Source organism: Paenibacillus sp. FSL E2-0201, from assembly GCF_037963325.1.
GTDB lineage: Bacteria > Bacillota > Bacilli > Paenibacillales > Paenibacillaceae > Paenibacillus_AQ.
In genome coordinates, this window is the sequence record NZ_CP150154.1 from 6,599,124 (window position 1) to 6,623,026 (window position 23,903).

Annotated in this window: 21 protein-coding genes; 6 read left to right on the forward strand and 15 right to left on the reverse strand. The window is 42.5% G+C overall.

Translation table 11 applies throughout. The annotated features are described in order from the left end of the window. Positions 1–4 precede the first annotated feature (4 nt). Together NSU15_RS29720 and NSU15_RS29725 are read left to right on the forward strand one after the other, a co-directional pair. Entirely contained in the window at positions 5–871 is an 867-nt protein-coding gene (locus tag NSU15_RS29720) for a metallophosphoesterase (RefSeq protein WP_339288557.1), read from the forward strand. Between the two features lie 202 nt (positions 872–1,073). Next, a complete protein-coding gene (locus tag NSU15_RS29725; RefSeq protein WP_042131571.1) occupies positions 1,074–2,180 on the forward strand; it encodes a DUF4163 domain-containing protein in 1,107 nt (368 codons plus the stop codon). Positions 2,181–2,245: 65 nt separating this feature from the next. Here the strand turns inward: NSU15_RS29725 and hmpA are convergent, their stop codons facing one another. The 10 genes from hmpA to NSU15_RS29775 all read right to left on the reverse strand — a co-directional run bounded on the left by hmpA (position 2,246) and on the right by NSU15_RS29775 (position 11,487). After that, positions 2,246–3,451: an NO-inducible flavohemoprotein gene (gene hmpA, locus NSU15_RS29730; protein ID WP_339288558.1), complete on the reverse strand. Its 1,206-nt coding sequence runs from the start codon at positions 3,449–3,451 to the stop codon at positions 2,246–2,248. 212 nt (positions 3,452–3,663) lie between these two features. Next, the gene (locus NSU15_RS29735) at positions 3,664–4,500 is read right to left on the reverse strand and encodes a YitT family protein (protein ID WP_076120334.1); all 837 of its coding nucleotides are present in this window, start codon (positions 4,498–4,500) and stop codon (positions 3,664–3,666) included. 45 nt (positions 4,501–4,545) lie between these two features. Next, entirely contained in the window at positions 4,546–5,046 is a 501-nt protein-coding gene (locus tag NSU15_RS29740; RefSeq protein ID WP_170880336.1) for a VanZ family protein, read from the reverse strand. A gap of 17 nt (positions 5,047–5,063) precedes the next feature. Then, the gene (locus NSU15_RS29745) at positions 5,064–5,921 is read right to left on the reverse strand and encodes a M15 family metallopeptidase (protein ID WP_339288559.1); all 858 of its coding nucleotides are present in this window, start codon (positions 5,919–5,921) and stop codon (positions 5,064–5,066) included. 106 nt (positions 5,922–6,027) lie between these two features. After that, positions 6,028–6,723 (reverse strand): response regulator transcription factor, encoded by a 696-nt coding sequence (locus NSU15_RS29750; protein WP_339288560.1) that lies wholly within the window; start codon positions 6,721–6,723, stop codon positions 6,028–6,030. A 126-nt stretch (positions 6,724–6,849) separates the two neighbouring features. Further along, positions 6,850–7,857 (reverse strand): sigma-70 family RNA polymerase sigma factor, encoded by a 1,008-nt coding sequence (locus NSU15_RS29755; protein WP_339288561.1) that lies wholly within the window; start codon positions 7,855–7,857, stop codon positions 6,850–6,852. Positions 7,858–7,959: 102 nt separating this feature from the next. Beyond that, complete coding sequence (locus NSU15_RS29760) at positions 7,960–8,640, reverse strand: YdeI/OmpD-associated family protein (protein ID WP_339291519.1); 681 nt, start codon at positions 8,638–8,640, stop codon at positions 7,960–7,962. A 67-nt stretch (positions 8,641–8,707) separates the two neighbouring features. Next, a complete protein-coding gene (locus NSU15_RS29765) occupies positions 8,708–9,742 on the reverse strand; it encodes a stalk domain-containing protein (protein ID WP_042131579.1) in 1,035 nt (344 codons plus the stop codon). Between the two features lie 154 nt (positions 9,743–9,896). Further along, positions 9,897–10,352, reverse strand: a complete 456-nt coding sequence (locus NSU15_RS29770) for a RidA family protein (protein WP_231573978.1) — start codon at positions 10,350–10,352, stop codon at positions 9,897–9,899. A 70-nt stretch (positions 10,353–10,422) separates the two neighbouring features. Beyond that, on the reverse strand, positions 10,423–11,487 hold the full coding sequence (locus NSU15_RS29775) for an LLM class flavin-dependent oxidoreductase (protein WP_042131580.1): 1,065 nt from the start codon (positions 11,485–11,487) through the stop codon (positions 10,423–10,425). A gap of 513 nt (positions 11,488–12,000) precedes the next feature. Here NSU15_RS29775 and NSU15_RS29780 point away from each other — a divergent pair. Both NSU15_RS29780 and NSU15_RS29785 read left to right on the forward strand, forming a co-directional pair. Continuing rightward, positions 12,001–13,428: a bifunctional diguanylate cyclase/phosphodiesterase gene (locus NSU15_RS29780; protein ID WP_339288563.1), complete on the forward strand. Its 1,428-nt coding sequence runs from the start codon at positions 12,001–12,003 to the stop codon at positions 13,426–13,428. Positions 13,429–13,476: 48 nt separating this feature from the next. Next, positions 13,477–15,132: a diguanylate cyclase gene (locus NSU15_RS29785; protein WP_339288564.1), complete on the forward strand. Its 1,656-nt coding sequence runs from the start codon at positions 13,477–13,479 to the stop codon at positions 15,130–15,132. Positions 15,133–15,202: 70 nt separating this feature from the next. Here NSU15_RS29785 and NSU15_RS29790 read toward each other — a convergent pair whose 3' ends face one another. After that, entirely contained in the window at positions 15,203–15,544 is a 342-nt protein-coding gene (locus NSU15_RS29790) for a zinc ribbon domain-containing protein YjdM (RefSeq protein ID WP_042131582.1), read from the reverse strand. A gap of 232 nt (positions 15,545–15,776) precedes the next feature. On the opposite strand from NSU15_RS29790, the gene NSU15_RS29795 reads away from it, so the two are divergent. Both NSU15_RS29795 and NSU15_RS29800 read left to right on the forward strand, forming a co-directional pair. Continuing rightward, positions 15,777–16,115 carry a DUF4234 domain-containing protein gene (locus NSU15_RS29795; protein ID WP_052414773.1) on the forward strand — a complete coding sequence of 113 codons (339 nt, stop codon included), beginning with the start codon at positions 15,777–15,779 and terminating at the stop codon, positions 16,113–16,115. A gap of 100 nt (positions 16,116–16,215) precedes the next feature. After that, positions 16,216–16,506, forward strand: a complete 291-nt coding sequence (locus NSU15_RS29800) for a DUF2752 domain-containing protein (protein ID WP_231574313.1) — start codon at positions 16,216–16,218, stop codon at positions 16,504–16,506. A 3-nt stretch (positions 16,507–16,509) separates the two neighbouring features. Here the strand turns inward: NSU15_RS29800 and NSU15_RS29805 are convergent, their stop codons facing one another. The 4 genes from NSU15_RS29805 to NSU15_RS29820 all read right to left on the reverse strand — a co-directional run bounded on the left by NSU15_RS29805 (position 16,510) and on the right by NSU15_RS29820 (position 23,764). After that, a complete protein-coding gene (locus tag NSU15_RS29805) occupies positions 16,510–17,172 on the reverse strand; it encodes a response regulator transcription factor (RefSeq protein ID WP_042131584.1) in 663 nt (220 codons plus the stop codon). After that, positions 17,169–22,247, reverse strand: coding sequence for an AAA family ATPase (locus NSU15_RS29810; RefSeq protein WP_339288565.1), 5,079 nt, complete (start codon positions 22,245–22,247; stop codon positions 17,169–17,171). Before NSU15_RS29810 ends, NSU15_RS29805 begins: the two co-directional genes overlap by 4 nt. 217 nt (positions 22,248–22,464) lie before the next feature. After that, positions 22,465–23,100: a response regulator transcription factor gene (locus NSU15_RS29815; RefSeq protein WP_076120344.1), complete on the reverse strand. Its 636-nt coding sequence runs from the start codon at positions 23,098–23,100 to the stop codon at positions 22,465–22,467. A gap of 55 nt (positions 23,101–23,155) precedes the next feature. Continuing rightward, positions 23,156–23,764 (reverse strand): LemA family protein, encoded by a 609-nt coding sequence (locus NSU15_RS29820; RefSeq protein WP_339288566.1) that lies wholly within the window; start codon positions 23,762–23,764, stop codon positions 23,156–23,158. Positions 23,765–23,903 lie beyond the last annotated feature (139 nt).

The window sequence follows — 23,903 nt, forward strand, 5'->3', positions numbered from 1 at the left end:
ATTCATGAACACTAAACCTATTAGCAGACGTCAATTTTTAAAGAAAAGTGCTCAAATCTCGCTGGGGTTACTTGGAACAGCCAGTGCATCCGGCATTTATTCACACTGGGTTGAGCCGTACTGGCTTGAAGTAAAATCTATAGATATAACAATTCCTATACTCCCTCCTACATTCGATAGATTTCGTATCGTTCATTTCAGTGATTTACATTTAGGCGTATACTCGAGGCCAGAAGCTTTAACAGAGTTAGTGCAGCAAATTCAACAGGTCAGTCCGGATCTGATTTGCTTCACTGGGGATCTGTTAGATCATTCTGTGGATTATATTTCAGAGGCTGTAGACTTCTGTTCGGAGTTGCGGGCTCCTTTTGGGCAATATGCAGTGTTAGGTAACCATGACGCTTTTGGCACTCGGAGAGCTGTAACGAAAGGGTTAGCGCAAGCTGGCTTTCATGTACTTCACAATGAACATGCTGTCTTAAAAAAAGATAGAAAAGAGCTCTATCTTGCTGGGGTGGATGATCCGTGGGTTGGCAAAGCAGATATCCAACAGGCGCTGCTCCATATCCCCGACAAGGCATGTACCCTGCTCCTTGCCCACGAGCCTGATTTCGCCGATGAATATAGTGATCTCCCCATAGACCTGCAATTGTCCGGCCATAGTCACGGAGGGCAAGTGCGCCTCCCACTCGTTGGCGCTTTGTATACCCCGCCTCACGGCAGTAAATATTCAAATGGATTATACCAGCTCCCGAACAGCCGACTTCAGGTCTACACGACACGTGGGATTGGAGTAACTCGTATGCCCATACGTTTTAATTGTCGTCCCGAGCTTACCGTAATTACTTTGAGATCACCTATTGATTCATAAATTCAATAATGGTTAAAGAAAATAGACCTGGAAGTTAAAAAATCGTTAGAATCTCTGTGATTTTTCGTATTCAATGCAACAACACTGTAACCCCAGATGTAACCAAATCTATTAGAGGCTTAAGTATAATCGTAAGAGTGATAGCGGAAAACAACACCTATCGAACTACATAAGCCCATTAATGGGAAGGAGAAATATAACCATGAATAAAACAATGAAATGGACGTCTGCTGTATTAGCTGCTGGAGTATTACTTGGAGGATCGGGACTAGTAGGAGGAACTTTTGTTAATGCCGCAGCTACCGGAGGAAATACCGTAAAACAAGCCACTCAACAGCCTTCTGTAGTGCTTAAATATAAAGGCCAAGTCTTAACACAGCAAGGGAAAATCGTAGACGGAAATACCATGATTCCTTTAACTGTATTGCGTGATGCCTTTGGTCTTGCCATTGATTATAATTCAACCACTAGAACTTACAGTGTGGGCAGCGACTCGATGAAGCTTAACCTAGAGGTTTCTGACTATGGCGTCAGCACAGATTTGAACGGATACTATATTTATAGTATGACCGGAAATCATGAAGCGAAGATGATCAATGACCGCCTATATGTCCCATTCAAGCTGTTAAATGATTATTTAGGGATTCAAGGCGTATATAATCCAGTCCAGAAATCACTAGAACTTAGCAAGCTGGTGATGAATGATATCAAGATTACCTCTGTTACCTTGGATAAGAGCAATAAAAATGCTACTATTCAGATTCAGTATCCAAAAATCAGTGGTCTAACAGATGAAGTGCAAAACACGATTAACACAGCCTTCAAAAAAGAAGCTGAACGATTCGCTTCAGAGGCTGAGAAAGAAGCCAGCCGTAGAGATGGCACGATAGAGCATAAATATGACTACTCTCAAACTTATGTAGTCACCTTTAATCGTGAAGGCGTACTTAGTATTGTAGTCGATCAATATGGATATAGCGGTGGAGCACACGGCGGTACTATTCGCGAGGGACATACCTACTCACTGAAGGATGGTAAGAAGATAGAACTTAAAGACCTGTTAAAGGCAGAACCAAACTACAAACAAAAACTAGATAAAATGTTGAAGCAAAGCACTAAGGATGTAGCTTTTCCGGAGTCAACTGGTGGTCTAACAGAGAAGCCTGCCTTCTTCGTCAGTGAAAGTGGCTTAGCTATCTTCTATCAACAATATGAAATCGCACCTTATGCAGCTGGAATCCCTACCTATACCTTTAATTTTAGTTCAATACTGCCTAAAGGCACTAATCCATTTGCTTCTTTCAAATAAATCACCACTAACGCAAAGCAAAAAGCACCTCAGCCAATCAGCTGCGGTGCTTTTTGTTATCTTTATTATTCTTCTAAACTGCCAGCTGGTCCAAAGAATTCAAAATGAATTCTCTCCTCCGGTACCTGCCATTCCTTGAGAGCCTTATAAATGGCCTTCATAAAAGGAGTCGGCCCACAGAAATAGAATTCAGCGTTCACGTCTGCTATTTCTTGAAGCCAAGAAAGATCAATATAACCAGATCTATTGCACTTGTCTCCTTCTCCTGGAGATTCATAACATACATAAGAACTTAGAGCAGGATGAGATTGCGCTAAATCTGCCACCCTATCCTTCATAGCATGCAAGCTTCCATTGATGGCTGCATGAATATAGGTTACCTCGCGTTCTGGCTGTGCAGCAATGATTGTCTCCAGCATACTTACCATTGGAGTTAGCCCCACACCCCCGCTGATTAGAACCACCGGAGTGTCACTAGTCTGATCCAGTACGAAATCGCCCGCTGGAGAGCCCACTTCTAATATAGATCCCACTTGGACGACATCATGGAGATAAGTAGATACGACGCCAGCAGGTTTATCTAGCCCTTCGCTCTCCCGTTTAACAGTGATACGGTAATACGCCTGATCCGGAGCACTGGACAAACTATAGTGGCGAACATGGGTATATTCCTCACCCTCTGGCTGAACACGAACCGTGATATACTGACCCGGGGAATAAGAGGCGATCGCCCCTCCGTCCTCAGGAGACAGGTAAAAGGAAGTAATAAGCTCACTTTCTCTAACCTTCCGAGTGACGATAAAGTTTCTGAATCCACTCCAGCCCCCCAGCGCTTCGGCAGCTTCACGATATTTTTCTGCTTCCACTCCTATGAAAGCATCTGCGATTACCCCATAAGCCTTAGCCCATGCATCTATAATTTCCGGTGTTGCCGCATCACCAAGCACTTTCCCAATCGCAGCTAACAAGGTCTCACCCACGATCGGATAATGCTCAGGCAATACACCCAGTGCTCGATGCTTCTCTGCAATCTGTTTTACCACCGGCAAGATATTTTCTAGCTGATCAATATTCATGGCCGCTGCAAGAACTGCATTAGCAAGTGCTGTCTGCTGTCTGCCTTGCCGCTGATTGGCATGATTAAATATATTCAATAGCTCTGGATGATTTTCAAATAACATGCCATAAAAGGTCGTAGTAATGGTTGTTCCATGAACCTGTAATACAGGAACTGTTGATTTTATAATAGCAATCGTTTGTTGATCTAACATATGAATACCCCTCTCTCCTGCAATACAATAAGATAATTCCTCTATAAAAAGCATATAGAAGCTGCAAATGAGCGAGTGTGCGTTGAATCACTTTAGAATTTAATAAAATGTGAACAAACAAAAAATGCAATGATATCCATCACAATCGAATGCCCAATCCAAAAAAAAGCTGCCCAAGCAGCTCACGTAGCTACCGGACAGCACTTTATCTCTTATTTTGCCAGCTCCACAAAACCTTCTCCGAACACATCTCTTACATCGTGAATGGCGATAAAAGCCTCTTTATCAATCGATCTTACGATCTTCTTAAGCATGGTCACTTCCTGCTTGCTAATGACAATATAGAGCAGCTCTTTGGGTTCTTTAGTATAATACCCTCGGCCATAAATAACTGTGACCCCTCTATCCATGATTCGATTAACTTGTTCAGCAATTTTATCCTGCTCCTTGGATACAATTGTAACGGCCTTCTTAGGATTCACTCCCTCAATAATGAAGTCCATCACCTTAGTCGCTATATAGAGCATCACGATCGTAAACATCAGACTTTGCACACCAATGATGAAATACGAAGCAAATACCACAACTAAATCGACCAAGAGAAGAGCGTAGCTAACGTTCCAATCCAAAAATTTATGCAGAATTCTGGCGATAATGGTTGACCCTGCGGTCGTCCCACCCACGCGTATGATCATTCCGATACCCACACCAGACAAGATGCCTCCAAATATTGCATTGATGATCAACTCATCGCTGGCGATATGCCAATTCTTTGTAAGAATCAAGAATAACGAATTAAAAAACACCGCAATAATTGTATATACCGTCGTCGTTTTGTCTAAAAATTTATAACCCACAATCAATAATAAAGCATTAAGAATCAAGCTAACAATACCTGGCGACCACTGATACAAATAGTATGTAATCATAGTCAATCCCGTTACCCCGCCTTCACCGAACTCGTTCGGAATCACAAACAAGTTAACGGCCAAAGAGAACAACAATGCTCCTACAATGATGGAAACAATATCCGAAATACGCTTTTTCATACCATGCCCCTTCTATCCTCTGTCTATATCTACCATCCACAAATACTAACACCGCTTCGATATAGTTGTAAACAATCCAGAAGAAACCAGCATTCTATATAAGGCGTAACCGACTACCCCACCGCAAGTGTTTAAGATCAGATCATCCACATCAAAGGTGCCGATATACAATACCAATTGTGTAACTTCAAAGCTCAGACTCAGCGCAAAAGAGAGCATGAGGACTTTTCGGAATAACTTTTCTTTTTGTGAAAATAGCATAGGGACCATGCTCCCAAACGGAATAAATGCCAGAAGATTGCCCACCAAATTAAGCGATGAAAACGGATCTGAAAATGACAGTTGCTCTATCCCTCGCGAGATCTCTTTAAAGGGTATATAGTTGCCCTGTCGATGAAAAATTCTGTCAGGATGCTCAAGCATACGCCCCGCCTGTTCCCAAAGTGATTGCAAGCTAAAAGGTGCCCCTTTAAATAAAATGATTCGGATCAAGAAATACATATAGACGATAAATATGGCTGCCAGCAATAATTTCATAGTAGACATGCTTTTAGGCTCTGTACTCATTGAACTGTAGTCACAATTACGCCATCCATATTGTCACCCGACGTTTTATATTGCCCTTTCTTTGGAATCTTAATACTTGTATATCCCGATATTGGATAATAGCTTACTGTATATGTTTTACCATCTACAACCGTTGAAATTTCACTATTCTCCTTCAAAAGATCTAAATATTGTTCCAGCACAATCCCCTTCTCATGAATGATTGCACTGTGCGGCAACCCGACATAACGGAAATGCCAAGGTTCATATTTAATCCCCGTAATCTCCGTTTTGTCTTTAGGATAGCGTAGAATAAAGCCATATTTCCAAGCATTGTTTTGCAGCCATTTGCCCTCAGGCGCTTTGCTCATTTCTGCTTGAGACGATCCGATGTCCAGCGATAAGCCTAAATTATGTTCACTATATTGTGCCGGTAAAGCATAATCTGAACCTTTTTCCTCATACAATTTCTCTTGCTCATCAAAGTCCCTGTACCCACTGCTAATCAAAAAATGATTCACGCCGTCTTTCTCCGCAGCCTTGATCATCTTATTGAATTTAAGTGCTACACTTTCAGACAAACGAATAGAGGTATCTAGTAAACCATACCCTTGAACCAGATCCTTCTGATCATATAAGGTCACAATATCAGACTTCACGCTGTCCTCATGTACCGGATATTGTTTGTTCACCAGCAATAAATCTCCTTGATATACCTGATCTTGCGTAACCACCTCTATACTATCGCTATCTCTAATCGATCCTTTCCCGATCTTATCATTCTTATCAGCCAGATTACCCGTATCCGGTAAATAACGAGCGGCCGCATAACCAAGCAACAACACAATGATCATCAAAAAGCCCCACTTTTTCATCCGTAATGTCCTCCCATTTCCTCGATAGGAATAGAATAACGAAGACACTTTAAAGAAAAAGCAGGGCAATTATAAAGTTTTTCTTAAAATATACAAATCTCACTGCCTATCCAGTAAAGGTATATCCTACGCCCCAGATTGTCTTAATAAATTTATTCTTATTCATGTCTTCTCCAAGTTTTTTGCGCAAAGTACGGATATGCACCATGACCGTGTTGCCACTCTCATAATAAGCTTCTCCCCACACCTGTTGAAAAATGCTCTCTGCGCTAAACACCTGCTTGGGATGACTGGCTAATAAATGCAGAATATCAAACTCTTTCGGAGTTAAATCTATCACCTCGCCGTAAAGGGTGACGGTATGCTCCTCCGGTGAGATCATCAAGCCACCTACTTCAAGCACCGATTTTGGAATGGCTGCGGGCTGACTGAATTGTATAGAGCGCCGAAGTTGAGAATTAACGCGGGCGACTAACTCCATTGGATTGAATGGTTTGGTCATATAATCATCTGCGCCCATGACAAGTCCCGTAATCTTATCGAGATCAGAAGTCTTCGCACTTAAAAAAATAATCGGCAGATGATACTGCTCCCGAATGTGACGGGTTACCTCATAGCCATCCAGACCTGGCATCATAATATCCAGAATTGCCAAATCTACCGTTTGAGACTCAATGGCTTGTACCGCTGCCCGCCCATCGGATACCTTAATGATATGATACCCCTCTTTTTGCAAATGTAAGGCCACCAAATCCGCAATCTCTGCCTCATCATCCGCAATTAAAATCGTGATGCGCTTCATCTATATTTCACCCCTGTAGGTTTGTGCTATATGATCTACATCCATTATACCCCAAACTTAAAAACCACTCCTAGGATGAAGTGGTTTTGATGAAATCTATGATGAATAAATAGTAATGTTGCAATATTATTTATTTTTATGATAACTCTCTAGCAGAGCCTCTAATGAAATGCCATTAACTGTGACGCCTGAAAGATTGCAATCTTTTATCTCTACATTCGAAAGATCACACTCTACAAAAGATGTGCCGTTAAGCTGGCATCGTTCAAACTTATTGCCTTTACCATACAAGTGAATATCATGGAAATAGGCTTCTCCTAATTCACTATCGCTAACCTCGATTTCCCACAATCCGACTTCATTAAACTTAACAAGATGCATATTGATATCGTTAAAAGTAGTACTGCTCATATTAATATTGTCAAACTTGGTACCCGCCATATTTACATTAGAAAAGTTCGTCTTAGGCATATCAATATCATCGAATTCACTTTGGCCCATGGCCACACGACGAAAGTTGGTTTCAGGCATTCTTTCATCCTGAAAAACTCTCTTTTTAAATTCGTCCTGCAATTTGTTTTTACTTAGATTGTTATTCACTGTACGCAACATCTCCCTTTTTAAGATCGTTCTTGATCTGCGGAGTCTACTCTCGACAGCTTCAATAGATAAATCAAGGAAATCAGCGATTTCCCTAACCTTGTAGTTGTCGATATAGAATAGAATGGTGACTATACGGTTAGCTTCGGATAAGGTGTTTAATGCCTTCCACACATCTTGCTGGAGTTCTTTTCGGAGGAGCTGATCTTCAGTAGTCTCCAGCTGAGAAACCTCGATTTGCTCCATGAATTCATATACAGCTTTCTTCTTATTCGCCCTAAACCAATCCATACATTCCCGTGAAGTAACTGCATATAACCAACTGGCGAGTTTCTCTGGCTCCTTTAAATTGGATAAATTACGATAGGTCTTAACAAAAACCTCTTGTGTAATGTCTTGCGCAGTGTGGAAATCACCCAATTTACCGTAAGCTACTCCGTATACTGCATTGGAATATTTGCCGATAAGCCCACTGAATGCATCCATATCCCCTTTACACACCTTATCTACCAGTTCTGCATCCGTACAAGTCACTATCTGCCTCCTTAACAATCAAGTTCATAACATAAGACGGAAAAGGAGTTCAAAAACCGTCTTTATGCCTGCAAATGATCTTTTTAATAAAGAAAGGTCGATTTAAGATTCAGTACTACTGGCTTGTCGATACAGCTCACGGCTCTTATAACCCGCCCGTAGAATCATCTTCATTTCCTCTTTACGCTTAGCTCTTGTTGCCTCTTGTTTGGCACTATAGACATATCGAGCCCAATCTTTACGATAGCCCGGGGTAAGCGATTGATAGATGGTAAGAAGCTCCAGTGTACCTTTCAGATCTTCTTCCACATTTGGAATAAAAGAAATATAGTCATCCACAGATTGACTTGGGGTATTGGAAAGCTGACCTTTACCCTTAACATCCTCTTTTAACCCCACAACTGTAAAGACATCGTCTAATCCAACCATGCGTGCAAATTTAATATTACTGGTCCCGATATAGCCGTTCTCATCACTGCCCAGACCCTCTAGCAAGTCGTCACGATGAATAAAGGTCGGATACACTTTGTTTCCCTTTTTAGGATATGCCACAAAGAGATAGCCATTCTTATGAAGATGCGGATGTTCTATCACACGGTTCACTAGTTCTTGTAAAGACGACATATCTAGTACAAAAGCAAATATAAGATCATATGCTTCATTTAGCGAAGTATCATAATCGGACAATTCAGCTAAATAATCAGAGCCCTCCGGTTTATTCAATATCGCTACTTGGTTGTATTTTTGTAAGTTCAGCTTTTCTACGATTGTTTTAGTCACTATGCTTCATCCCCCAAATATATTCGGACGCTTCTTCATCGTGATCATTATAGCCTAACCGCTACCTAATCTAAAACATTCTACGCGCCGTCACAAAACGCTTCTTCCACTTCTCACTCAGGGCTTCATAATGAACGCCTTTCTCTTTGGAATACGTATGCAATATCTGATTATTTCCCGCATACATGGCAACATGACCAATTTCGAGACCACGTGCACTAAAGAACAATAAATCTCCTTTACGCAGCTCGTTGATCCCAACTTCCTTCCCTTCTTTGGCTTGATTATAGGAGGTGCGCGGCAGATCCACCGACAATACATCCTCAAATAAATGCCCTACGAAAGAAGAGCAGTCGAATGTAGAAGTCTGGTTCGTTGCTGCACCAAATTCATAAGGGGTTCCCAGATACTTCTCGCCGTAAGCAAGCAGTGCGCTTCCCTGTTTCTCAGCGAGCGACTCACTAGTATAATTGCTATATTTGGGTTTAGCAGATATGTATCCCGTCTTGTTGTCTTGCGTTCGCACTTCTAACCAGAAAGCATCCACTTCCCTAATCACATGTACCTTCTCACCTGCAGACAACATTTGCTGAACACCTGATTGGTCCGATGAATTTGGCGAACTGCGCAGGTTAACCCCATAAAGAATCGTTGTATCGTAATTCATCGCTGAGTAGATGCGGACTGTCCGAGTACTAGCCTCCCATTTCACGGTGCTACCTAGAGCCTCGCTGACAAAACGCAGCGGCATCATCGTATTACCACCGACGACCTGACCCGGAACGGTTAAGCTTAAGGCTTGTCCATTTTTGTTCGCGGTTAAATCTCCTATTTGATAAGTCAGTACCAGCGTTCCCTTAGTGGCCTTCACTGTTTTGGTATCGTTGTTCCATGAGATTGTTGCTCCCTGTTCTTCAAACAGCTTGCGCATGGGAACCAGCGTTGTACCGTTTATGAGCAAGGGCTGAACCTCTAATTCAAGCTGTCGATCGTCCAGAAAAACACCCGTAACCTGATTCTGAGGCGTTACCGCCGCATGGGCTGGAGCTGTATAGAGTATAGATGTGAGTAGTACAAGTAGTGTGGCTTTCTTATGAATCTTCATGATGTCATCACCTCGTTGATTGATACGTTCATATACTATTACTAAAATTAGGATCATTAGTTTTGTTACAATTTTTGGGGTTGGCGTCTAACTACAGTTCAAACCATGTAAAAAAAGAGGACTGCGGTCACCTTTCGGTGCCACAGCCCTCTTGTTAATCCACTTCAAAAATGGAATCAATGATGATCGGAAGATTATCTCTTACAGAAACAGCGCCCAATACCGAACGTGCATGACTGCCTTTGTCTCCGAATACCTCCAGCATTAAATCAGAACAACCATTGAGTACTTTATGATGTTCTTCGAATAAGGGATCGGCATTCACAAATCCTTGAATTTTGATCACTCGCTTCACTTTATCCAAGGAGCCTAAAGCTGACTCAAGGACGGCAAGAATCTCAACCCCTGTCTGACGTGCATAATGATAGCCTTCTTCGGTAGTGAAATCTTGGCCCAGCTTCCCTTTGGGATCTCCGGCTGGTCCTTTGCCCGATACAAAACATAATCCATTAACAATGACGTAGTTAGCATACTTTGCCGCCGGTTCACTAGCACTTGGCAGGACAATACCTAATTCTTCAAGTCTGTCCGCTATGATTCGATCCGTCACTTCAGTACCCCCTCCAATTCACAACAGCTTCAATAAATTGGTAAGATCATACTAGTTAATCTAAATGGGGTCAATCCTCTTTTGCTTCAACCTCTGCTTCCCATCTCGATATCTCAGCTCGAACAATGGGTGCTACTTCAGTACCCAATAGCTCAATAGCTTTCATTACATCCTTATGAGGCATCGTACCTAGCGGTACATGCAGCATAAAGCGTGTAATCCCTACGTGTTTGCGTAGGTGAATGATTTTTTCAGCAACAGTATCTGGATCTCCCACATATAAAGCGCCTTCGAATCTGCGAGCCGCATCATAGCTCGCCCGACTATAATGACCCCAGCCGCGTTCCCGGCCAATCACGTTCATGCTGGCCTGTGTAGAAGGAAAGAACATATCGGCAGCAAGCTGATTATCTTCTGCGATAAAGCCGTGTGAGTGTGAGGCAACCGGGAGCTTCGATACATCATGTCCTGCTTGGGCTGCCGCTTTCTTATAGAGCTTCACCAGTGGAGCAAACTGCAGCGGACTGCCTCCGATAATCGCGAGCACAAGTGGTAACCCGAGCAGGCCAGCACGAATCACAGATTCTGTATTGCCTCCACTGCCAATCCATACGGGCAGAGGATTCTGAACGGGGCGCGGATAAATCCCCAGATTATTAATGGATGGACGATGATTTCCACTCCAGGTTACTTTTTCGGATGCCGTTAACTTTAACAACAGGTCCAGCTTCTCATCGAATAACTCATCGTAGTCATTTAAATCGTATCCAAAGAGCGGGAAAGATTCGATAAAGGAACCCCGGCCTGCCATGATTTCCGCTCGTCCATTTGAGATTCCATCGAGTGTTGCGAAATCCTGAAATACACGTACTGGATCAGCAGAGGACAGCACGGTTACCGCACTGGTCAACCGAATTCGTGTCGTCTGTGAGGCAGCCGCAGCCAGCAAAACTGCTGGAGAAGATGCGGCATAATCTTTTCGATGATGCTCACCCACACCAAATATATCTAAGCCCACCTTATCCGCAAGAACAATCTCCTCTACTACCTCGCGCAATCGCTCCGCATGACTTATTAATTCACCCGTTTGAACATCCGGTGTTGTTTCTACGAACGTACTGATTCCTATTTCCACTTACAAATCCCCCTTAACTATAATTTTCTCTTCGAGTTGTTTGTTTGATTATAACACAAGTTACGGTCAAGTATAGCTAGGCATTAATGCCTAGCTCCAGCTTGTCCAAAAACCTATTCTTAAAATTTGCAGAACATCACTGACAAATAGAGGATTTTGATGAAATATGTTGAAATGATCTAAAACAAGTAGCTTTCATGCTTGATATAGGAGGGACATATGCTTCAAAGAAACAAACACAAAAATTCCATAACGAAACAAACCTTCAACCCTGTTCGGGGCTCCTTAAAAATCGCCGTAATATATTTTATTGTAGGGTGCTTATGGATCCCCCTAACAGATAAGGCCGTTTCCGCTTTTACGCGAGATCCGGAGTGGATAAGACTTATTAATATAATTAAAGGCTGGTTCTTTGTCCTCATAACAGCTTTGCTTATCTTTGCATTAATTCTAGGTACTCTGAAGCGGATTAAAAGGATCGAGAAGAAACTGGATCTTGCCTATAGGGATAGGGTGAGCGCCCACGAAAATTTAGAAGCCGCCTATGAGGAAATCACAGCTACGGAAGAAGAACTCAGACAGCAATATGATCAGCTTATTGAGAATCAAGAGAAGCTAACCCTGAATGAAGAAAGAATGCATTACCTGGCGTATCATGATCTATTAACCGGCCTGCCTAATAAATTAGCTTTTTATGAGAATGGGCCTCGCATTTTGAAACTGAACAACATTGCAGCCTTAATGTTCATCGACATTGATTACTTCAAATATGTTAATGATACGATGGGCCATGAATTTGGCGATAGGCTAATTGTTAAGGTTAGTAAGAGGTTGGTGTCCCTGGTTGGGAGCAGTGGTGAAGTGTATCGTTTCGCCGGGGATGAATTTATCGTTCTTTTATATTCTATTGAGAACAGTCAGTGCATAACTAGCGTAGCCTCCCACATTATTGCCGGTTTTAAAGATGCGATTGAGATGGACGACAGTCTGTTGCATGTTAGCCTAAGCATCGGAATCAGTACTCACCCTGATCATGGCAGTAATATTATGGAGCTCCTTAAATCCGCAGACATTGCTATGTATAAAGCTAAAGACGCCGGCAAGGGCCAAATTATTGTGTTCGATCAACCGTTGAATGATACCTTCACTGAGCGAATGAACATTGAGAAGCAGTTATACAGTGCTTTAGAGAACAATGAGCTGGAAGTTTTCTATCAACCCCAGATTGATCTGACTCAGAATAGGGTGACCGGACTAGAGGCTCTTATGCGCTGGAACAATCCTATACTAGGCATGGTACCTCCAGACAAGTTTATCAAAATAGCAGAGGATTCCCATCTCATCATTCCTCTTGGAGCGTGGGTGCTCAGAACAGCCTGTACCTTTTTGAAAAACCTTCATGAACAAGGATTATCACATCTAACGATGTCTGTTAACATTTCAATGCTGCAGCTACTGCAAAGCGACTTCAATGAGCTAGTTCTTGACACCTTGCAAGCTTCCGGGCTAGAGCCTGAATACTTAGAGCTAGAGATTACAGAGAGTGTTCTGGTTGAATCCTACGAATATGTGAGCAGTAAGCTGACTGAACTCAGAGCCCACAATATCAAAATTGCATTGGACGACTTTGGTACCGGGTATTCCTCCTTAAGTTATCTTACACACATGCCGATCTCTACTTTGAAAATAGACAAGTCCTTTATTGATTCCATTCGAACAGGGACACATCAAGCCGTTCTCGTTGAACAAATTATTATGATTGGTAAACGCATGAATATGTGTGTGATTGCAGAAGGTGTGGAGCAAACCGTACAACTCGATTATCTACAAGAGCAAGGCTGCGATAAAATTCAAGGTTACTTGTTCAGTAAGCCACAGTCCGCACAGAGTGTAAAAGAGCTGCTAACCGAGTGGGAGAAGGTTTCGAGCTTAAATGAATAAAGATGAACCTATTTTTTTATATAAGAAGGTGTTACCTAATTGAATGTCATGACATGGATTGACCTATCATTATTCTTCGTTCTGTTCGCTCTATTCATCTACATATTTATTTCCGTAACAATCACTAACTTACATAAGGTGTACTTGATTTTTCATTTTACTATGATGCTATGGCCTTTCTGTCAATTTGCTCTCAAAACTACAGCGGATCCCGATGTTCAATTATTTTATGTGAAGCTCGCTTTTATTGACTCGATCCTGTTAACGATTGGATGGCTTCTTTTTACGATATTCCTCACTGGTAAATCATACCTCCTTCGAAAAAAGAAAACTCTGATCCTATACATTGTGGCAGCATTCATCTTAATAGGCGTGATCGTCAATCCGAAGCAAAGCTTTGTACTGCCTATGCATGGTGGATATGTTGAAAGATCCTATGGACCGCTTTTTTGGCTGTTTATTCTCTTTTTAATCACCACCATTATTTTTTCTCTGTATATCATCTATTCAGCGCTTATATCAAACGCCACCCAGCGGATCAAAAAACAGGTTACTCATGTACTCAAGGGTGTACTAGTGTTGACTGTATTTGTATTACTGGATGTCTTTCTTAATGTGGTGCTGTTTAAATCTCAGCCGGTGATTCCAGGGATGACCTCACTAGGGATACTAATTTCTGCTATCTTTTTCGTCATTGCCATTCATCGTGATAAAATATTTGATCTCGTAACCATCGCCCATCAGGATATCATTGACACACTCACACAAGGAATTCTTGTACTGGATGATAATGAAACTGTGGTAGAGATTAATCGATCACTTTTGCCAAAAATCAACCTACAGATTGGTGATCCCTTCGACTTATCGACGCTAACACCTATGGAGCAGACTGCCAGCGCTTTCCGATTGTTTCAACATACATATTTTAAACAGCCCATGGAGAGAACCGAAGTTGAAGTATTCTACACCTCGCTCCAAGCATACATCAATATTACAGCGGCACCCATTGTCGTAGGCGAGATCATGGTTGGACGGATTCTCACTTTTCAGGATAGAAGCGAGCTGCATCGCCTCATTGCTGAGACTAATCATCAGAACGAGATCTTGCAAGAGCGCAATCTGGCATTAATTCAAATCCAAAATGAGCTTTCTCAGACCAACCAAAAACTCAAGCAGATGGCCATAACCGACAGCTTAACAGGTTGTTATAACCGTCATTACTTAACACAGCACTTAGAGCATGAGATCATAGAAAACATGATATTGAAGCAGCCTTTTGCCATCATTCTACTGGATATCGACTTTTTCAAAACGGTGAATGACAATTACGGCCATTTAGTCGGCGATGTTGTAATTTGCAGTACGGTAGAGGTCATTAAGCAATCGCTGAGGGAGACGGATATCCTGGCACGGTATGGCGGAGAAGAGTTTATCGTTTATTTACCAAATACGAACCATACACAAGCAAACCGCTGGGCAGAGCATATTAAGTTTATGATAGAGGCCAATAAAGTACATGTGGATGAGGTAGCTCATTCTGTATCCATTACTGTAAGCATGGGGCTATTGTCTATTAATAATTTTGCGGAGCAGTATACAGAAAGCCCGACCAATCAACTAAATGATTTATTCGAATCTGTGGACAAAGCCTTATATCAAGCCAAAAATGCAGGACGAAACCAAATTGTTGAGATCATAAGATGACGCGTGTTCAAATACTGTCACAAAAAAAGAATCAGCCTACTTCTATCGAAGGTAAGCTGATTCTTTCTTTTTATATCTTTTTAACAAATTCAGATTTTAATTTCATAGCTCCAAATCCGTCAATTTTGCAATCAATATCATGATCTCCGTCCACTAAACGGATATTTTTAACTTTGGTACCAATCTTCAGAACGGATGAGCTTCCTTTTACCTTAAGGTCTTTGATTACAGTTACTGAGTCACCGTCGTTTAATACATTGCCGTTGGCATCTTTGATAACCTTTTGATCTTCACTATTCTCAGACTCTGATTCTAATGTCCACTCATGTGCACATTCCGGGCAAACTAGTAGACTTCCATCTTCATAAGTGTACTCAGAATTACATTTCGGGCAGTTTGGTAAATTAGACATCGTTTCATTTTCTCCAATCGTAGTTCAAATTCTAGCTGTCTTACGGCTAACCTATAAAAGTATATTTCATATCCAGTAAGGATTCCACTATTTCGAAACAGTAATGTAATTTTGCTCTACACTTCCTAATTCCCGCATACAATAGACTACTAAATATTATCTTGTATATATTTTCGCAATTGACTATGATAATAATGTCAAATTTTCATGTAAATACATAGGAGAGTGAACAATGATTAGTCAAAGAAGTGTCGCATTTTCCATTATATTGTCATTAATTACATGTGGAATATACGGAATATTTTGGTTTATTGCTCTAACCAATGACGTAGGGAAGCTAAGCGGAGACTACACATTTACAGGAGGAAAGCATTTCCTTCTGACATTGATTACTTGCGGGATATGGAGCCTTGTTTGGGCCTATCAGATCGGTAAACATGTTGCAGAAGCTCAAAGACAACGTGGCCAACTCGTATCCGATAATTCAGCTCTTTATGTGATCCTTACAATCTTTAGTTTTGGTATTGTAACATACGCTTTGGTGCAATCAGATGTTAATAAATTGGTCTAATTTAACTAATTATAAGAGGACACACCCTAAACTATTTTGGAGTGTGTCCTTAAGTCTCCTAGGCTTACTATATTTCACCGTATGGATGCCCTTAACCAATATGGGTATACCTTGTTTATTTCATGAGTGGACTGGATTTTATTGTCCGGGATGTGGAATCACAAGAGTTATTCTATCGTTGTTGAGATTCGACTTCGTTCAAGCGTTCAGATTTAACCCGTTGCTATTTGTTCTAGCACCTCTGTATATGCTGTACTTGTTCACTGAGAAAAAGCGTATCCAGCCTCTTAGCCATGTAATTATGGCTGCGATGTTGATCCTGACTGTTACATTTGGAGTACTGAGAAATTTCCCGCTATTTGATTATTTGGCCCCTACAGTAATTCGTTAGCATCTACAACGGATACATCATAGCTTGAAGCCGCACAATCGCCTGAGCCCGGTCAACCACCTCTAATTTGCTATAAAGATTGCTAATATAATTACGCGCTGTTCCCTCCGCGATATGCAGTGTATCGGCAATTTCGCGGTTATTGAGTCCCCGGATAATGAGCTGCGCCAGCTCCTCTTCTCGTTCTGTCAGACTCATACCACCCACATTGGATCTTTGCCGGTGTTCATACTCTTCCGTCAATCTATTCATCCTCGTCGCCAATTTGGCCGCTACCGGGGCTGGCAGAATAAATTGCCCTGATATCGTATCACGGATCGAGGCAATCATTTTGTCTGCATCCATATCCTTCAGCATATAGCCGCTTGCTCCGAATGCCATGCCCTCAACAATATAATCGGTCTCTATAAAAGTGGTCAAAATCAGAATGAATATATCCGGACGAATCTGCTTGATTCGTTTTAATGCACTGATCCCGTTCATAATTGGCATTTGAACATCAAGCAGTACCAGGTCGGGCTGGAATACTTCCACCATCTCACAGGCCTCTTCCCCGTTCTTGGCAGCACCGACTACCTCCATATCATCCTCCAGATCCAGAATGGTGCGGAGTCCTTCACGCGTCAACAATTGATCATCGGCAATTACAATCTTTATCTTATTCATTTTCTATTCCCAACCCTTCGCATGGGCAGATCAATCTCCAGTAGACAGCCCTCATTCATTTCTGAATCGATGGATAAGCTGCCTCCCAGTTGCTCAACCCGTTCTTTCATCGTCCTTAGTCCAAAACCCATCACTATTTGACTATCTCCTGACCCACGATCTTTGAGCCTAAACTGTAAATTCGCTCCGACAGATTCCAGACTAAAATGGAACTCTGTACTCTTACCATGTCTGATTCCATTCGTTAGGCCCTCCTGCAAAGCATGATAAATGGCCTTTTTATAGGCTGTTGACATGGCGTCCGGCAGATCATAAATAATGGCATGAATGACAACGCCTGCATTACGCTCTGTATCACGGATCAGTTGCTTCAACATGACCGTTAGATCGGAATACTTGTCCTCCTTCAGCATATGGACAGATCCGCGGATTTCATTCAAGCTATGACGGACAAGATCCTGTGCCTCAACCAGTCGCTGAACGCCGCTATCTATATCTTTCTTCTGGAGCAGACGCTTTCCAGCCTCAATTTGAAGAATCGTTGATGTGAGTGTATGCCCAACAATGTCATGAATCTCCTGAGCGATACGATTTCGTTCCTCATAGACTGTGGCTTCAGCCAAAGCTGCGGACGTCTCACGCATCGAACGCTCCAGGTCACGGGTTCTTTCTGTCACTTGATCCTCTAAATTTTTCTTAAGATATTGAATCCCCGAATATAGCTTGGCATTGGCAATAGAGATGGCACATTGAGAGCCAAGCAGCTTGAGCACGTCAAGCCTACTCGGTGTAAATACACCTGGTGATAGGTTATTCTCCAAATAGAGCAAGCACACTAATTTATTCTGATTCATGATAGGAAGACAAAGAACCGATTTCAGTCTATTCTTCCTAACGTAAGCGTTACGTGCAAATATTCCCTCACTGAGCGCATCATGTAATACAACCTGCTCCTGTGTTCTTGCCGCGTAGGCTATAATCGCTGCCGGAACAAGATCTGACTCTTCCCCGAGAGGAACGGATTCGATATGCAGGGCTTCCGATGTCCCGTGGGCCTCAACCATCCATCTTCCTTCATGATCAAAAATAACCGCCCCATATTCGGCTCCAGCATTGTGGAGCATAATCCGCATCAGCGTGCCCAATAATCGGCTCATTTCCATCTCACCCGACAAAGCTTGTGCAGACATCACCACAGAAAGGGAATCGACCCGGTCGAGTCCGGGCTCACGTTTAATATGCAGCAGATTGCTGTGCTGCTGCTCAAGGTCAGCCGCTTTAGCCTTTGCGCCCCATTGCAGATAAGCCTCGTAGGCTTCAGTCATATAGATTCTTGCTAGATGCAATTTGCCATGACGAAGTCCATACTTGCCGTAGCACTCCGCCGCCATAGCTAAATCGTGAATATGGCCGTTGATACGAGCAACCTCAATAGATTGCTCATACAAGGCTTCAGCTTGTCGTGGATCTCGCGATAGGCGAATCAGCTCAGCCTTCATCAACAGATATTTATGCTCATAATTTACCGGGCAACGCTTAGCAAGCTTTTTCATTTTCTTCAGGCAACTGCGCATTTTTGCCCGATATATACGTTGCTCTTCAGCGTTATATTCCTCATACAACTGAGCCCAGACTAAACATTCATACATGATCTGCATGGGACTGTCTAAACCATCTTCACGTGATTTTATAATGGCAGCTGATTTCGCTAATGCCTCACTAGCTTCGCGGTAATCCCCAAATATATAACCTGTTAAATATTGATATATCCAGACCATTTCTTGTATAAAATTAAAGGTATCTCCATGAACCGACTGTGCAAAATCAGGTTCGCTAATCTCTGCAATGTTAAATGGATCATCTACAGAGCGATAACCTGTCAATCGAACTAGAGTAGCTACAGCTATGATAGCCTGCTTACAATGAAGACTGTTGTTATGGCGCAACAAATCTCCGGAATGCGCAATTAATCGATCATAGATATCGTCTAACGGATGTCCAAATTGTAAGAGGGAGGCACAGTTGATTAACACACTTTGGTTACCCTTCCATAAGTCACCTGATTCCAGTCCCACTTTTCCTGCTTTCTCGGTAAACGTACGGAGCATAGCTGGATCATAATGCCGCCAGCTATCGTAGCACATAGCGAACGCAGCTAAGGTTGTCATATGCACTTTCGGATAGGGTTCTGAAAAGCTGCACGCCAACATGGCCCATTTAAATGTTTCTTCATCATTCCGGAAGTAATAGTATTGAAACATTGCATAGCCTATGAATCCAATGGAAGCCTGCGGAGTCATCCCATAATCGAGTGTCAATTCAATCATGGTGAAGGAAGAAGCGAGCCACCCATCCCGGTTGACATAGAAACAGGCATTGCTCGTATGTTCTAAAGTGGACATTGCGACTCTACGAGCCTCGTCCGTCATCGGCGGTAAGAGGTTCAGCGATTCGAGTGAGACCTTCTGTAGTCTGCGACGCAATCTTAACCATTGAAGCGTCAATTGAACATAGCTAGGATCAAATTGATGGCTCACTTTCAATAACGATAATGTATGTCGACCTAAGGAGATAACTTCTTCATGGTTATCATTACTTGCTTCCAATTGAACCTTCATCGCGTAGATGTAAGCCTTATCTGTATTTGTCGCAGCTTTATGGATTAACAGATGAAATAATTCATTCGCCTTATCAAAATGTGAACATAAGTATTCAAGCTCGGCCCTCTCCCGAAATACCCGGAAGGTTAGTCCATAATGCTCCTCCCAGCTCTGCTCCTCTAACATCGCTGTCGCCTGAAGCATATATTGTAAGGCTGTCTCATGTGCGGTGGTTTGCTTTGCACTTATCCCTGCCCTTAAGTTCAGTTCTACCAGTTGAAGCCTCTGCTCCGGGCGATCTATCCACACAATCGCCTGATTCAAATGATGGACAGCTTCAAATAGGACTGTTCCTTCATTAAGAGAGCTGCGGTCTAGCAATAACATCCCAATCCTCCAATGCAGCTCTGGGCGCTCCTCTTCGGGAACAAGCGCATAAGCCGCCCGATGAATACGGTTGTGTTGGAATTTAAAATGCGTATGTGCCTCTCCGTTAACAGGTTGTAGCAAGCGTCCATTTACCGCAACTGCCAATGCTTCAGTCAATATCTCTATCGGAATCTCCATAATTTCGGCAAGCATTCCCACATCGAACAGGCTGCCCAGTAAAGCGGCTCTACTAAGTGCATGTACCGTCTGATCGGGAAATTGCTGTAATTTACTTGAAAGATAGGCTGCTGCATTATCGGGAACATTCAATTCAGTAATACGCTGGAGGTCCCATTTCCAGCTTCGAATATCCTCGTCAAATACCACTCGCTGATCATCAATCAAATCCTGAAGGAATTGCTTAATAAATAATGGATTCCCATCTGTCTTATGCAGAAGTACCCGCGCTAGCTCCTCCAAGTCAGCAGCCTCGTAACGCATAACATCCAATAGCAGTTGTTTTATATCGGTGAGTTCAAGCGCCTGTAGAGAAATTTTACTCATCACTACGTTGCGGTCTATCAAGTGCTTTTCCAGACTACTGAGTGGGTGCAGCCTCGTAATTTCCCGATCACGATAAGAAAGAACGATTAGCAGATGACTCGTGGCCGTGTCCTCTATAAGTGAAGTGAGATATTGCAGCGATGTTTCATCGGCCCATTGCATATTGTCCAATATCAAGATCAAAGGATGATCCTCATGAGGAAAGAGTTGAATAAATCGGCTCATGATTAATTGAAATCGATGCTGAGCTTCCAGCGGCGGCAACGGAGGCACGGAAGGTTGCGGGCCAATCAAAAGCTCAAGCTTAGGGACAAGTTCGATCAGCAGTTGCCCGTAACCATCTACAGCTTGTAAAATACGCAGCTTCCAAACCTCCACCTGCAGCTTCGTTTCCATCAGCAGTTGACTGACCAATTCTTCTATCACTTGATGCCAGATGCCATAAGGGAGTGAGGTATGTAGTGATTCGAATTTGCCTCTGGCGAAAAAACCATCCGAAGAAATCGAATTTCTAAGCGTTTCTTTTAAAAAGGTTGTTTTACCGATACCACTCTCACCACTAAGCCAGACCGTCTTTACAGCACCTTGTGATGCTCGTTTCAGTGCTTCTCGTAAGCTTAGTTTCTCAAAATGTCTCCCGTAGAATCGTTCTGGTACCATCCAGCGTTCCGGAATATCCCAGCTTCCTAACAGGAAGGGCTCGAGGTACCCGAATTGTTGTAGGTGGGATAGACATTCCTCAAGATCTGACTTGATTCCAAAAGCACTGGCATATCTCGCATCAGGCATTTTCTCCATGCATTTACCAACAATGTCAGAGACAGTTAGAGGGATAGTGGAAACCCTGCGATGTAAAGGCTCAGGTGTATCTGCAAGATGACGATATACAATATCAACAACATCATGAAGCTCAAAGGGGCGGCTGCCTGAGAGACACTCATACATAAGGACTCCAAGCGAATAAAAGTCAGATCGATAGTCCGGGTTCAACCCAGTTCGACCCGTTTGTTCTGGCGATATATAAGGAAGCAAGGCATCCGGTCGCCCGCTTAAGGGTGATAATGGACTGGTGTCACTTTCCGTGGAGCACATTCGTATATCGATAAATTTCACTTCAAAAGTAACAGGATTGACGATTAGATGAGCGGGGGTTAGTTCATTTAGTGTTATTTTCTCACGATGAATTTGCATAAGGCAATCAGCAACACCGATAGCGATCCGAAGCAGCACTGGAAGCTCCAGTGATTCAGGTGTACGTAGTATCTGATCCAGCATACGCCCCTCTATATCTTGTAAGAGAAGGACTGGTCGATCCGGCGTGATCTCCAGACTATACGCCTCGATTGCTCCACGACCGCTAAGTCGCTTAAGCATGTCATACTCATAACGAAAAGCATCGACCATAGCAGATCCTGGATACTCACCTGTAGTTGTCTTGGCGATAACCCTATGGCCATCTTCTTGACGTTGGAGTCTGTACAGCCTGATATCTGAGATAGTCTCTATCAGATCTAACGTTTGGTATCCTGGAAACTCAAACATGAACAGCACTCCCTAGTTACAATTAGGTAGACAGAATACACAATATCGCAAAGTATTTATACTCATTATATCATCTGATCTCGCCGTACTACTCTATGTTATATTTAGTTCTACCATTAGTTGTTTGATATAACCTCCTAGAACTTTAGGAGGTGTCCCAAGAGCTATGATCTGGCTGCTGGGACACCTCCTCGTATTTAAGACTATGGTTATATTTCTACTCATAAGACATTTCATATTTCGTCAGCCCTATCGCGTTTGCATACAGTGCTGCCTGTGTCCGGTCATTAACCTGTAGCTTCGCTAAAATCTGGCTGACATGCTTCTTTACTGTAAATTCACTGATAAAGAGATGTGTAGCAATCGTTCTGTTGCAAGCACCTTGTCCAAGTTCAATCAGTACTTCCTTCTCTTTCGGTGTCAATTCATCCGTCGGACTGCTGCCGCTAATACGCATCTTTTCTTCCATTAAGCCAGGATCGTAATACTTTCGCCCTTTATGCACCAACTGGATAGCAAAGAGTAATTCCTCCGGCAATGCCTCTTTTAGGACATATCCATCTACCAGCACTTCTTCAGCCCTCAAAAAATTCTCTCTGCTCGCAGAGGAAGTCAACAGAATGAACTTACTGACAATGCCACGGGCACGTGCTGTCTTGATGACATCCAATCCCGATTCATCAACAAGCTTAAGATCAATGAGAACAATATCCGGATTTGTCGCTTCAATCACATCAAATGCTTCTTGACCATTTGTAGCTTCACCAGCAAATTGCACATCTGGCTGCATTGAAATGACAGATGCCAGCCCTCTTCTAACTAAAGGATGATCATCTACAATAACGATTTTCATAGATACGCCTCCCTCTAAACCTCATGACATTCTTAATTCTCCGTATCAAATCTACTTAGGATACCGTCCAATTAACGTCTGCTCGTTTGGCCCCTTCCATCTTGAGCAAGATTTCCGGCTTAAATCCAATAGCCCCTGCAAGTAAAAGCGTAGGAAGGGTACTTATCATCGTGTTATAGCTTGTCACATTTTCGTTATAGATACGTCTGCTGGCAGATAGGTTTTCCTCTAAGATATAGATCCTTTGTTGCAATTTGATAAACGGATCGCTTTCCTTAAGCTCTGGATAATAGTCTGCCTGAACATTGATCGAATGAATATACTTTTCCATTTCCACATATCTAATCAGCTTCTCAACCGGAAGATGATCATCACTTAAACCAGCACGCATTCTATGTACAAGCGCCAATGTTTCGTGTTCATGTTTAGCATAAGAAATAACCATCTTCGCAACTTCTGTTAATGCCTCAACCCGATTTTGTAAATAACCTTCTATGGTAGCAAAAGATTCTCTCACACGATTACGCATGCTTAACAATCGAGTATACGCAGCCATTAAATAAGCCCCGATTATAACAACGATGGTCAATCCGATTCCTAACATCTGCATCACCTCTAGTATATTTGATTGAATGGGCTGGAAGAGTTGGACCATCGGATTCATTATAATTAAAAGACATGTTCGGTTATAGTGAGCGTTGTCATCACTTCTGTCATATTACAAAATGGATAATTTTATAATATAAGGATTTAAAAGGGGTTTCCAAATCTTGCCCACCCCACTTTTGCCACACAGCAGAGCA